The organism is Rhodococcus sp. 05-2254-6 (assembly GCF_002258565.1).
Lineage (GTDB): Bacteria > Actinomycetota > Actinomycetes > Mycobacteriales > Mycobacteriaceae > Rhodococcoides.
In genome coordinates this window covers 1-12,728 of sequence record NZ_NOZF01000117.1, presented here as the reverse complement: position 1 = coordinate 12,728, position 12,728 = coordinate 1, and the positions used below count along the sequence as shown (strand labels likewise).

The window sequence follows — 12,728 nt, the reverse complement described above, 5'->3', positions numbered from 1 at the left end:
TCGACCTGCGCACCCTCCACTGCCGCAGCGAGAATCGCGCGCGGAGCCGGCATCGGTGCGCCCTTGATCTGCTTGCGCAGGTTGGACGGGAATGCAGGCAGGATCTGCGCGAGCTTCGGGTTCGACGGCGTTCCACCGGGGATCTTGTAGCCCTTGACATCCCACGGTGCGACGCCGCCCTCGGGGTTGGCCTTGATCCACGCCTTGGCGGCCGGCACCAATTCGTCGATGCTGCCGACCAATTCGTGAATCAGACCGATCTCGAGAGCTTTCGCCGGACGGAACCGGGTGCCCTGGGCGAGGACGGTCATGAAACCGGTCTGAATGCCGAGCAGTCGCGTGATGCGAGCAACGCCGCCGCCGCCGGGAAGCAGTCCGAGCGAGACCTCGGGCAGACCGATCTGGACGCCGGAAACATCGGCCGCGATGCGGTGATGCGTCGCGAGGGCGATCTCGAGTCCGCCGCCGAGTGCTGCGCCGTTGATGGCGGACACGACCGGCTTACCGAGCTTCTCGATGCGACGCAGCTGCCCCTTGACTTCCTGGACCTCGTCGAAAACCTGCTGGGCGTCCTCGGGCTTGGCTGCGATGAGGGTGTGCAGATCGCCGCCGGCGAAGAACGTCTTCTTGGCGGACGTGATCACGACACCGGTGATGGAGTCGACCTCGGCCTCGAGGCGTTCGACGGTAGCACCCATCGAGTCCTTGTACAGCTGGTTCATCGTGTTGGCGCCCTGGTTGGGGTCGTCCATTGTCAGCGTGACGATGCCGTCGGCGTCCTGGTCCCACTGAATCATGTTGTTGCTCATGTCTTTACCTCAGACTCGCTCGATGATGGTGGCAACGCCCATGCCGCCGCCGATGCACAGGGTGATCAACGCGTAACGACCGCCGCGGCGCTCGAGCTCGTCGAGCACGGTGCCGGTGATCATCGCGCCGGTTGCTCCCAGGGGGTGGCCCATGGCGATGGCACCGCCGTTGACGTTGAGCTTCTCGTTCGGGATCTTCAGATCCTTCTGGAACCGCAGCACGACGGACGCGAACGCCTCGTTGAGCTCGAAGAGATCGATGTCGTCGACGGTCAGCCCCGCGGTGGCGAGAACCTTCTTCGACGCCGGGGTCGGCCCGGTCAGCATGATGGTCGTGTCGGCACCACTGGTGGCCGTGGCGACGATGCGCGCCCGCGGAACCATGTTCAGGTCCTTGCCCGCCTGCTCGCTGCCGACGAGGACGAGGGCTGCGCCGTCGACGATGCCGGAGCTGTTGCCGCCGGTGTGGACGTGATCGATCTTCTCGATCCAGTGGTACTTCTGCAGCGCCACGTCGTCGAATCCGCCCATGGCGGCGATACCGGTGAATGCCGGGTTCAGCTTGCCGAGCGATTCGACGGTGCTGCCCGGACGCATGTGCTCGTCCTGATCGAGGATCAGCAGACCGTTCTGGTCGGTGACCGGCACGACGGACTTGGCGAAGTATCCACCGGACCACGCTGCTGCGGCTCGCTCCTGCGACTGCGCGGCGTAGGCGTCGACGTCTTCACGGGTGAAGCCCTCGATGGTGGCGATGAGGTCGGCACCGATGCCCTGCGGGGCGAAGTAGGTGTCGTAGTTGGTGGCGGGGTCCATGGCCCACGCGCCGCCGTCACTGCCCATCGGCACACGCGACATCGACTCGACGCCACCGGCGACGACGAGCTCGTCCCAACCCGAACGCACCTTCTGCGCGGCCAGGTTGACGGCCTCGAGGCCGGACGCGCAGAAACGGTTGAGCTGGAAGCCGCCGACGGTGTCGGGCATCTTCGCAGCGAGCACGGCAGTGCGGGCGATGTCGGCACCCTGGTCTCCGACGGGCGAGACCACTCCGAGGATGAGGTCGGAGATCCGGTTCTCGTCCATGTCGGGGAAACGTCGACGAAGCTCGTCGATCAGGCCGGTCACCAGGGAAATCGGCTTCACCGAGTGCAGGGAGCCGTTCTTTCCTTTGCCTCGGGGAGTCCTGATGGCTTCATAAATGAATGCCTCTGTAGTCACAGCGCGCAGTTCCTTCCACATTCTCGATCGGCGTCGCCGTCGCCGTGCTGGCCGACCGCGTCGATGCGAGGCCACAACAGACCTCAGCTCACTTCACAGTAGGGCCGCGGGTCGATCCGACATAAGGACCGAAACGAGCGTTCTCCATGACCGGCGCGGAAGTTCAGGTTTGAACGAAGTCGGCATGGGACACTCGGATAGATCAGATCTACCGAGCGCGGAAGAAGACCCTCCATGGAAACCGACAACGAACTGACCGTGGGCGCCCGCGTCAAAGTACGCATTCACACCACCGGCACCGACGACGAGTCCGGTCAGGACGCGTACGAGACCGGAGCCATCGTCGAGGATTTCGGCGTGCAGACCCCCGACACCACGTCGAGGGAATGGGCGGTGGCACGGCGTTGGGCAGTGGCACTCGACAGTGGCCGCCTGGTGTTCGCCGACAACGAGGATCTCACCGTCGGCTGAGTCACCCGTCGATCAGATCTCTTTGAGCGGTACCGCTCCCAGTTCGCTCACCAGCAGCTCCATCGCGACTGTCTCCGGGTCCCGGCGAACCGTGGGATCGGCAGGCTCGGCGGCAGCCTTGAGCAACTCTTCCTCGTCCTCCGGGGTCTCCGGCGGCGGTGGCCCTACCGGCTCGGGCTCGTCCGGATAGTCCGGGGCTTCCGGCATCGGAATGTCGTCCGCCCCGATGCCGGCCGAGGATCCGTCGCCCGCTGATCCGAACCCGTCCGACGTGGGACGGGGAGCCCCTGCCTGGCTCGGCCTCGAGAACTTCGGCAACGACGCGGGTTTCGCTGCCGGTTCATCTTTTTTTGCTGATGACTGTTCCGGTGGTGCCGCGGCACCGACCAGACATACCACCGACCATTCGACGCCGAACACGTCACGCAGAGCGTCGCGAATGACGTCGGCGTTGCGGGGTTCCTCCAGACGCTTGGCCAACGGTGCCGAATCGTGGCCGAGCGTGATGGTGCCGTTCTCGACCGCGCGCACCGAGGCTCCGGACAGCATCACCTCGACGGTCCGGCTCCGCTCCCGCACTTTCGTACGCACCTCGGACCACACCGCGCGAACCGCAGCTGCGTCGGGTTCGTTCGACGCGGGGGCAGGGGCCGCCACGGGTTCCGGTTCCGACTCGAACACGGGATCCGGTTCGGGGCCGTAATCCTCCTCGGGCTCCGGCGGAAAATCCTCATGCGGCGTCGGGGCAGTTGGTGCAGCCGGGGCGGCTGGGGCCGAATCCTGTTGCACAGGAATAGATTCCGGGGCGGTCTCGGACTCGGATACTGACGCCGGCGCAGGCTCGGGTGATGGTGTGGGCTCGGGTGTTGGTGCGGGCTCGGGTGCCGGAGCTGGCTCAGGTGTCGGAGCTGGCTCAGGTGTTGGTGCGGGTGTCGGAACCGGCTCGGGCTCGGGCGTCGGTGCCGGCTCAGGTGTCGGCACCGGGACTGAGACAGCGGGTGCGGCCGCCACCGGAGCCGGTGCCGGTGCGGGCGCTGTCGGCTCTGCGGCCGGGGGGCGCTGTGACGGTCGCTGGAATTTGCTCACCGGTGCCGGACCCGAGGGTGCGGGCTCCTCGGTGGGTTGCAGTTGCGGTCGCGTCGGATCCGCAACTGCCTGGGCGACGGCTGCCTGCTCCCCCGCCGGAAGGGTGACGTCCAAGCGACGTTCGACGCGTTCGAGTCGTTGCAGCACCGCCGATTCCGCGTCGGAGGCCGAGGGCAGCAGCATGCGGGCGCACATCACTTCGAGCAGCAGGCGTGGGGCGGTGGCACCGCGCATCTCGCCGAGTCCCGAGTGCACTATCTCGGCGTAGCGAGTCAGCGTCGCCGAGCCGAGCAGATCGGCCTCGTCACGCAGTCGCTCGAGTACGTCGCCCGGCACGTCGACCAGACCGCGTTCTCCGGCGTCGGGCACGGCCTTCATCAGGATCAGGTCTCGCATGCGATCGAGGAGGTCGATGGCGAACCGGCGTGGGTCGTGGCCGGCGTCCATCACCTTGTCGACGGTGCCGAACAGTGCGCCGCCGTCGCCCGCAGCCAATGCGTCGACGGCTTCGTCGATGAGCGCGACGTCGGTGACGCCGAGCAGCGACAGTGCTCGCGGGTACGTGACGCCTTCCGGCCCGGCTCCGGCGAGGAGCTGATCCATGACGCTGAGCGAGTCACGGGGCGAGCCGCCGCCGGCGCGGATGACCAACGGGTAGACCGCGTCTTCGACCGGGACCTGTTCCTGACCGCAGATCTTTTCCAGCAGAACGCGCATCGTCGACGGCGCGAGCAGCCGGAACGGGTAGTGGTGGGTACGCGAGCGGATGGTGGGGAGAACCTTCTCGGGTTCGGTGGTCGCGAAGATGAAGACGAGGTGCTCGGGCGGTTCCTCGACGACCTTGAGCAACGCGTTGAAGCCCGCCGGGGTCACCATGTGTGCCTCGTCGATGATGAAGATGACGTAGCGCGATTCGGCCGGGGCGTACACGGCCTTGTCTCGCAGATCACGGGCATCGTCGACGCCACCGTGGCTGGCCGCGTCCATCTCGACGACGTCGAAGTTGCCGGGTCCGCCGGGGGCGAGGGCGACGCAGGAGTTGCACACGCCGCAGGGCGTCGACGTGGGACCTTCGGCGCAGTTCAGCGATCGGGCGAGGATCCGCGCCGAGGAAGTCTTTCCGCAGCCGCGCGGCCCGGAGAAGAGGTAGGCGTGGTTGATTCTGTTGCTGTCCAACGCCACGCTGATCGGCTCGGTGACGTGCTCCTGACCGACGACCTCGGCGAACGTCGCAGGACGGTACTTCCGGTAGAGGGCCACGCCCGAAAGGGTACCGGCGACCACGGACACAGTTGCATCGCCGGTCATTGTGCGGCGGTGGATACCGCTCTGATGTTCATGACGGCGAAGCTCTCGCGGCTTCCGGTCGATTCCGACAGCGCGTACAGCCAATGGCCGTCCTGCAACGCATCCGAGATCGCATGCCGCACGATGGCTCCCCTGGAGTTCTGATAGTCGATCGTGACGGGTGTGCCGCGCGCTGCGGCGTCGGTCAACAGATCCAGCTCTCGCGGCAGCAGTCGGCTGTGCGAATCCAGCGCAGACCGCACTCGTGCCTCGTCGACGGTTCCGCTGCTGCCGGCCAGCAGGAGCCGCGCGAGCTCGCGTGGTTCGCGTCGGTGCCGTGCCTGGTGGACGGCACGATGCGTCGGCCGGGTGTCCCCCGCGCGGATCCGGGGTGCGCTGTCGAGTTGGAGTTGCCCGGTGTCGGAGTGCCGCACCGGGGAGTATCCGTGCCTGCGGAGCACTGCGATGGTGTCGATCGGCGTGGCCGAACTGACCAGAACGGTGGGAGCGAGGCGCTGGAACTGCAGCACTGCCAGGGACTCGTCGGTCTCGATGTTCGTCAGCAGGACGACGTCCTCGGAGACGATGGCGCAGGGAATTCTGCGCACGGCCAGGGCGCCGTAGGTACGCCAGCAGTCCCGGATCGTGTAGCTCAGAGCCTGGGGTACGTCGGTGTCGGCCATCGCGGTCAACGCATCGATCAACTCGTCGCCGGTGCCACCGGTGTCGAAGAACCCTCGGATGGTCGCGGGGGTGAACCGCCAGACCGATGCGACGTCCCTCGACTCGGGCTGCGCGGCCGCGCCGAGAATCGACGCCACCTCGGTACTGGGTGGTCCGGTCACCACCGCCGTGGAATCGGGCAACAGCCGAACGGAGAACGGAACCCACTCGGCCATGTCCTGCAACTGTGCGGCCAGAGCCGCACGGATTTCGCTCGGGTCACCGTCTCGACCCGCGGGGAACTCGGTGAGGGTGCGGCACAGATCGGTCGGCGCACCGTCGGCCAGTATCCCGAGTCGACTCGCCTCCAGCCACAGCGCGTGCACGTGGCCGGGCCCGGCGCTCGTCGAGACGACCGGGATGTGCCAGTCCAGGTACCGGGCGAACTCCTCGGCATCCTGCAGAACCGTCACCGGCGAGGCGACGTCCTCGTATCGGAGCAGAGCTGTCAGCGCCGTCGCGCGCAGGTCCGCTGCCGCGGGGTCGTCGAGCATCTTCTTGAGCACGGGAACGGTCTTCTGGGACGCACGGGGCACTCTATGAGTGGGAGTGAAGGGCGAACTCCACCACGCGGTCACCAGCGTCGCCGCCTGTTCGGCTCGGGCACTCGTCGACCATGTCTCGTAGGCCGAGGTCAACGCGACACCGGTCTTTCCGCGTTCGGTCAGCAGCCCGGCTTCGCGTGCCAGCATCAACATCAACGCGGTGTCGTGTTCGTCGGCGAATCCCAACCTGCTCGTCAGCGACCGAAGTTCCTTGGCACTGACGCCGCCGGTCTTCATCGTCGTCAGGCCGTCGGCGTCGATGGCCGTCAGCAATGCCTGCGTGTGTTCGCAGAACTGCAGCAGTGCGATGGAACGAGTGCGCCGCACGTCGTCGTGCGAGAGCACGCGGGTGTCGAAGGTCGGCGGCGTGAGTTCGATGGGCAGACCCCACCCCACCCCGCGCAGGGCGATGCTCACCTCCAGCGGCATCTCGACGCGGTGCCCGTCGAGTCGGTACAACAATCCCCGCTCGAAGGCAGGGGTCCCCGCGCTCGGTGGAATGTCGAAGATCAGTGACACCGGCTTGCCATCGACGAAGCGAGACAACATCGCTCGCATCTCCTCCGGCCCGCCGTCGAACAGTTCACGGATGCGCTCGGGCGTCATCGCGGCTGCAACGGCGTCGGCGCGCGCCCCTCGCTCGAGCGACGGGTCGATTCCGAGGATCGACAGCACAGCCAGCCGATCCTGCTCGACGGCGCAGTGCAGGAACAGCTTTCGTTGCCTGCGGGCAAGTCCGAACGGATGCGAGAACACCCCGGACAGATCGATGGGTGAGTATTCGACGGTGCCTGCGCCGGGTGAGGAGTGCGGCCAGATCAACCCGTAGGCCGTCAGTGTGGCGAGAGCGGCATCGATGTGCGGCGTCTCGTTGATCGGGCCCTCACTCGCCCAGTGCCCGATCTCGGCGCGGCTCAGATCTCCCATGAGCGCGAACAATTCGAGGAGAGCGAGCGCGCCGCTGTCGAGTCGACGCGGCAGCATCGACACCCGAGACGGTGCACCGAGCAACTGCGCGAGCAAGCCGAACGAGCGCGGTGGCGGGTCGGTCGCCACGTCCGGCCGACGGTGCAGCAGATCGGTCAGTGCGTCCTCGTCGAGAGTCGCCAGCCAGCCCTCGTAGGTCTCGATACTGTCGGTCATTTCGCCCCCCGGTGAAAGTTCTGGTCACTGTATCGACGGGCACCGACAGACTTATTTGTTCTTGGCTGCGGCTTTCGCTGCCTTCTTGAATTCACGTACCTCGAGCAGCGATTTCTCGTCCACCACGTCGGCGATGGATCGACGCGCACCGTCGTCGCCGTACGCTCCGGCGGCCTTGCGCCAACCGTCCGGCGTGACGCCCATCTGCTTGCCGAGCAGCGCGAGGAAGATGCGGGCCTTCTGATCGCCGTAGCCGGGGAGGGCCTTGAGACGCTTCAGCACTTCTGCGCCGTCGGGATCGTCCCGAGTCCAGATCTCCTGCGGCTTGCCGTCGTAGTTCTCGACCAGGAACGCCGCGAGTCCCTGGATGCGCTTGGCCATCGAACCCGGGAACCGGTGGACGGCCGGGGTCTGCGCGCACAGGGCAGCGAACTCGTCGGGATCGGTGTCGGCGACGGTGTCGACGTTCAGGTCGCCGAGACGATCGACGAGCTTCTTCGGTCCTGCGAACGCCGATTCCATCGGTACCTGCTGATCGAGCAGCATGCCGATCAGCAGTGCGAACGGATCCTCGGCGAGCAGTGCATCGGCCTCAGGATCGCCGACGAGGTGCAGTGTGCGAGACATGGCCTCGATCTTGCCATGCACCTCCACCATGGATGACGATCTGGACTCGGGAAATGGTGCAGTGGGACGGACACTGTTCGACGCGTTCGGTGCCGACTTCACTCCGTGCCAGACGGGGAGAAAGTACGCGTAGCAACAACCGCAGCCTTTCGAGTGGATACTTCGTTTCCACCAACGCATGTAGTGTTCAGAACACGGTGACCCGACGCCCGCCACGCCTCGTCGTGCGGACTCCCCTACTGCGTCGGGGAATGCATGAACGCTTCGTCTCCACGCACCCTTCGAGTGTTTGTTGCAGGGTGGGTCATTCAGGATGGATCTTTTCCCCGCGCATCGGTCGGTGATCTCGCGGACGTCGCCCTCGAGCACTACTCGCTAGCGGATGCACCTAGCCCGTGCGACGAAACACGCACTGCCATAGCCAGACCCGCCTACGGCCGAGCACCCAGCATGCACCGCGATGGGCGTCTACTCTGGCTTCATTTCGTCTACGGCGACGGCTGGAGCGCCCAGTGGTGGACCGACGAGCCCACCGATGGCGAGGTCACTCTGACCGGAACGTTCAACGCGATGCTCACCGACTTCGGCGTGGACGCGCCACCCCGCGTCCACGGTCGCATCCGCTCGATGCATCTCGTCGACCAACAAGTTCGACCGACAGAAAACGGCTGGACCACCATCGATGGAACCAACCAGCTCACTGAGATCGATGCCATTCCCGTCGCACACGAATGGTGGCCGTCCAAGGACACCGAAGACGGCGGCTTCGTTGTGTCGGGTGTACTGATCGACATCGATCTCGACGACAACCCCTCTTCGCTCAGACCGTTCGTAGCTGGAGCTGTGACGATCAGGGGAAATTCGATCTGGGTCATGCACTCGTCGGACCCGGTTCTTCTGCAGGTCGATACGGCGGGCGCAGTTCCGGTCGTCACTCGCTACCTGCTGCCGCTGACCATCGAACCTTCGGTCGACCGCTGGTCGCGTCGGATACACGCGATCGACGACGGCTTCTGGATCACCTCCGAGCACGATATCCACCTGTGCACCATTTCTCCCGAGGGTGAGCTGAACATCGAGCGATACACCACAGAAGGCAGCTTGACCACCACAGTCCACGAGGGACAGCTGTATCTCCTGGGTAGGACACGGTCGTCGATGAACAGCAACCGACGCCATGGAGTGATCAGGACTTACCCGGACGAGCAGCGAGTTCGATTGTTGAACAGAGTTACCCGACGCCTCACTCCCGTCGACGGACCCGACGACATCCGGTTTGTTCGAGCAGACCGCGCTACGGCGGTCGACGGCACGCGGTGACGCGTCGACGGCACAACTATGTTGCGCCGCATCGACTCCGACGGTACGGCGTCGAAGATCGACCTGACAGCCGAGTCAGCGACGCGCACCGTGCGATCGACAACACCGGATGCATTTGCCGACCCTGCCAATGCCGACGTCGTTGCCTCGATCACGGTCGACTCCTCGCATTTCGTTCCGAAAAGACCGCCGAACCCGTAACCAACGAGTCGATCGTTGATAGTAGGTTTCGGGCGACCCGCAGAGAGGTACAACATGGCGCAGTACTGGGGCGACTTTCCGTCGTCCGCCGCTGAGGACGAGATTCCTGACGTGCTGCCGGCGGGTCGGTACGTCAGCGTGATACCCAACGGGCACGGTGCACTTACGGCATGGATCGCAGGACCTCGAAGATGTTATCGAACAATGCATCCCGCGACCGCGCACGGGCCGGTAAGCAAGTGGCACGTCCTGGTGCCCGACAACATTTCCGATGGCAAGGCGCTCGAGGACGCGTTGAAAGAGAAAAACCTCTACATCGATCCTGCCGAAGTACGCAAGGCGATAGTGCGGCTGTACAACGCCTTGCTCCACTCACATCCGCCGAAATAGAGAGTGTCGGTTCGACGCCTCGCGTAGACGACCCCGAAAAGAGCATCGATTCGTTCGTCGGGCGCGTGCGAATCTGCCCGTTACACCACACCAGCCACGTGCCCACGCCGACGAGCGTTGCTCAAACCGATTCGTTCTCGCAGCCCGGAGCCCCGCCGCCCCGCCCTATTCACTCGACTTCCCTTTCGCGAATCGCGCTGCCTCCGTGCGGTTCTGGGCTCCGAGTTTGGTCAGCACATTCGACACGTGCACGCTGACGGTCTTGACGCTGATCACGAGTCGCTCGGCGATCTGCTTGTTGGTGCATCCCTCGCCGAGCAGTTCCAGAACGTCCCACTCGCGTCGAGTCAGCAGGTCCGCGCCTGCGGGGCGACGCGTATCGCCGAGTCGCACGGTGGCCCCGAGTCGGTCGTAGATCGCGATGGCCTCGTCGGCCGCGTGTGCGGATGCCGACCGGTCACCCGCCGCCTCGAGGGCTTCGGAGAGCGACTGCAGCGCCCGGGCGCGCTCGAACGGCTGAATTGCGAACGCGTCCACGGCCGCACGCCATGCCGCCACTACGGAGGCGGCGTCCCCGTATCCGCAATTGAGCCGCAGGTGACCCAACTCGGCCTCGCCTCGCCGCATCCAGGCGGTCGACTCCCAGCCGTAGGACGGGCTGGAACTCGCTGTGCGTTCGATCTCGGAGTGCAGGCGTGATCCGATGTCCAATGCGGCCTGCGCACCGATGACGGCAGACCCGCGGCGCGCCGCTTCCATCCCCAGTACCGACAGTCTGATGCGCCCGCCGAACCATGGGTTGTGCCATTGCGCACCCACGGTGGCGACAGCGTCTTCTATGCAGGTGATCACTTCGCTGAACCGCCCGTTGCACAACGCGGTATAGGCAACAGCTGCGCTCCTCAGAATCGTGATGAAGCCATCCTGAGACTCGTAGGGGCGCACGCGTTCGATGTCGGCCGCGAGCTCCTCGTCCCCGATCGCGGCTCGAATCTGAAATCCTGCGCACAGCTGCTCGGCCGAACCCAAAGGTGGTGCGGCCGATTCGATCCGAGCCAAGTCGGCAAGGGCCAGTGTCCAATCACCCGAGTAGTACCGCACGTTCGCAAGCTGGACCCGCGCCCCGACTCCGTAGGGCGTCCATTGGCGGCCCGTGGAACGAGCGATCTCGACTGCCTCCTCGAACGATTCCTGGGCCGACAGGAAATTGCCGTCGTCGAATTCGACCATTCCGAGATTGAACTTGCTGCGCAGTAGATCCCCGATGTCACCGCTTTCTCGCGCGAGTGCGGCGGTACGAACGAGGAGCCTGCGCGACGCCGCGGGGTCATTATGGCGTCCGTGCAAGCGTGCCAGCGTAATTCGCGCATCTGCCGACCGCCCCGGATCGCCGAGGGACTCTGCGATACGCACAGACTCCTCGGCCCAGGCGAGCGACTGATCTTCCCTGCCCAACGAATCGGTTATCCGGGCACCGAGAGCGGTCAAGTGCACCCTCCATGGGGCGAATTCCTCCGCGTCCGCGATGATCAACGCTTGCTCGACGGCCACCAGGGCCGAATCCTCACGTTCGATCGCCAGAGCCGAAGTCGCCTCTGCATGCAACAAGTCGAGTCGATCGGGGATCGACAACGCATCCCCACCCCGTTCCAGTTCGGCACGGACCACAGAGAGCGCCCGCAGGTCTTGCCCTGCTGTCGTCGACGCCACCGCGTACTCCAACACCAGTGCCGTTTCCGTCGGCTCCCATTGCGGCTGTCGCAGTTCCAGTGCGGCGGCGAGGTGAGCCATGGCTTCAGCAGGTGCCGCCAGCGTCATCGCCTCGCGGCCCGCATCGACGTGGGCTCTGAACGCCTTCGGCAGATCGTGGGCCAATCCTGCGTGTCGAGCCAGGTCCGCGGCAGCGCCACGATGCCGGTGTTCGGTGAGCGTGTCGACGAAAGAAGCGTGCAACCTCGCACGACGGCCGGGCAGGACGTCGTCGTAGATGGCCTCGGCCAGGAGCGCGTGCCGAAAGACGTAGTAGAAGTCGGCGGTCTCCACGAGCCGGGCGTCGACGATCTCGCGGATCACGTCTTCGAGTCGGTCCTCGTCCAGACCGGTCACCTCTGCCAAAACCTCGTGCGCGACGCGGGGGCCACCCACCGCCATCGTTTCGGCTACCGACTTCGCCGTGGGCGACAAGGCGTCGAGCCGGACCAGCAGTAGCTCGGCAAGGCCGGGCGGAATCGACGATCCCGGACGCTGGCCGGCAGATACGAGTTCCTCGATGAAAAACGGATTGCCACCCGATCGCTCCACGATGACGTCCCGGGATGCCACATCCGTTGCCGCGGGGAGCGAGTCGAGGAGGCGGTACGACGATTCTGCATCGAGAGCCGGCAGGTCGACTCGACGGACGTAGCTCAGACGTGTCCACTCGGAGAGCGACTGTCGGAGTGGGTGTTTGCGATGCAGATCATCACTACGATACGAGATCAGCAGTGCAACACGAGTTTTCGCGAGTCTCGACAGCAGAAATGTCATGAGCTCACGGGTGGAGGTGTCCGCCCAGTGCGCATCCTCGACGATAAGGACCGCCGGGCGGTCGGCCCCGGCCGCAGCCAGCGCAACCAGGGCAGCATCGAACAGTTCGGTCCGTGTGGTGTGCGGGAGTGGACCGAACAATTCGGTGAACGCGAGATACGGAATGCCGACCTCACCGAGGTCCAAGCACCGCCCGACCAATACCCGAGTTGCGCGTGCTTCCGCATTGCGTCGCAATTCTGCCAGCAGTCGCGTTTTGCCTACACCGGCGTCGCCGGACACGACGGCCGGCCACGAGCGCGGCGTAGTTTGTTGGCGTGGCTCGCACTCTGATCGGACGGGACGCCGAACTTGCAGCGCTCGAACAGGTCGTCGCGGA

9 protein-coding genes are annotated in these 12,728 nt (G+C 65.4%); 3 read left to right on the top strand and 6 right to left on the bottom strand.

Annotated features, from left to right (window positions below; genetic code table 11):
- Both CH256_RS15215 and CH256_RS15210 read right to left on the bottom strand, forming a co-directional pair.
- A partial coding sequence (locus CH256_RS15215; RefSeq protein WP_143536590.1) for an enoyl-CoA hydratase/isomerase family protein occupies window positions 1–809 on the bottom strand: 809 nt, incomplete at its 3' end.
- Window positions 810–818: 9 nt separating this feature from the next.
- Window positions 819–2,030, bottom strand: a complete 1,212-nt coding sequence (locus tag CH256_RS15210) for an acetyl-CoA C-acetyltransferase (RefSeq protein ID WP_068050463.1) — start codon at window positions 2,028–2,030, stop codon at window positions 819–821.
- A gap of 234 nt (window positions 2,031–2,264) precedes the next feature.
- Between CH256_RS15210 and CH256_RS15205 the strand changes: the two genes are divergently transcribed.
- On the top strand, window positions 2,265–2,501 hold the full coding sequence (locus tag CH256_RS15205; RefSeq protein WP_068050455.1) for a hypothetical protein: 237 nt from the start codon (window positions 2,265–2,267) through the stop codon (window positions 2,499–2,501).
- Window positions 2,502–2,513: 12 nt separating this feature from the next.
- Here CH256_RS15205 and CH256_RS15200 read toward each other — a convergent pair whose 3' ends face one another.
- Genes CH256_RS15200 through CH256_RS15190 form a run of 3 tightly spaced genes read right to left on the bottom strand, consistent with a single transcriptional unit; the run spans window position 2,514 to window position 7,912 of the window.
- Window positions 2,514–4,847, bottom strand: coding sequence for a DNA polymerase III subunit gamma and tau (locus CH256_RS15200; protein ID WP_094669980.1), 2,334 nt, complete (start codon window positions 4,845–4,847; stop codon window positions 2,514–2,516).
- Between the two features lie 44 nt (window positions 4,848–4,891).
- Window positions 4,892–7,285: a helicase-associated domain-containing protein gene (locus CH256_RS15195; protein ID WP_094669979.1), complete on the bottom strand. Its 2,394-nt coding sequence runs from the start codon at window positions 7,283–7,285 to the stop codon at window positions 4,892–4,894.
- A 51-nt stretch (window positions 7,286–7,336) separates the two neighbouring features.
- Window positions 7,337–7,912 carry an HhH-GPD-type base excision DNA repair protein gene (locus CH256_RS15190; RefSeq protein ID WP_094638957.1) on the bottom strand — a complete coding sequence of 192 codons (576 nt, stop codon included), beginning with the start codon at window positions 7,910–7,912 and terminating at the stop codon, window positions 7,337–7,339.
- 450 nt (window positions 7,913–8,362) lie between these two features.
- Between CH256_RS15190 and CH256_RS15185 the strand changes: the two genes are divergently transcribed.
- Entirely contained in the window at window positions 8,363–9,232 is an 870-nt protein-coding gene (locus CH256_RS15185; RefSeq protein WP_256989446.1) for a hypothetical protein, read from the top strand.
- A gap of 255 nt (window positions 9,233–9,487) precedes the next feature.
- On the top strand, window positions 9,488–9,823 hold the full coding sequence (locus tag CH256_RS27700) for a hypothetical protein (RefSeq protein WP_143536588.1): 336 nt from the start codon (window positions 9,488–9,490) through the stop codon (window positions 9,821–9,823).
- 165 nt (window positions 9,824–9,988) lie between these two features.
- Here the strand turns inward: CH256_RS27700 and CH256_RS15175 are convergent, their stop codons facing one another.
- Window positions 9,989–12,631, bottom strand: coding sequence for a helix-turn-helix transcriptional regulator (locus CH256_RS15175; protein ID WP_094669977.1), 2,643 nt, complete (start codon window positions 12,629–12,631; stop codon window positions 9,989–9,991).
- Between the last annotated feature and the right edge of the window lie 97 nt (window positions 12,632–12,728).

What these genes read in the sequence shown, in the direction of transcription:
- CH256_RS15205 (WP_068050455.1), top strand. Translation starts at nt 2,265, where the DNA reads ATGGAAACCGACAACGAACTGACCGTGGGCGCCCGCGTCAAAGTACGC.
- CH256_RS15195 (WP_094669979.1), bottom strand. Translation starts at nt 7,285, where the DNA reads ATGACCGACAGTATCGAGACCTACGAGGGCTGGCTGGCGACTCTCGAC.
- CH256_RS15190 (WP_094638957.1), bottom strand. Translation starts at nt 7,912, where the DNA reads ATGTCTCGCACACTGCACCTCGTCGGCGATCCTGAGGCCGATGCACTG.
- CH256_RS15185 (WP_256989446.1), top strand. Translation starts at nt 8,363, where the DNA reads ATGCACCGCGATGGGCGTCTACTCTGGCTTCATTTCGTCTACGGCGAC.
- CH256_RS27700 (WP_143536588.1), top strand. Translation starts at nt 9,488, where the DNA reads ATGGCGCAGTACTGGGGCGACTTTCCGTCGTCCGCCGCTGAGGACGAG.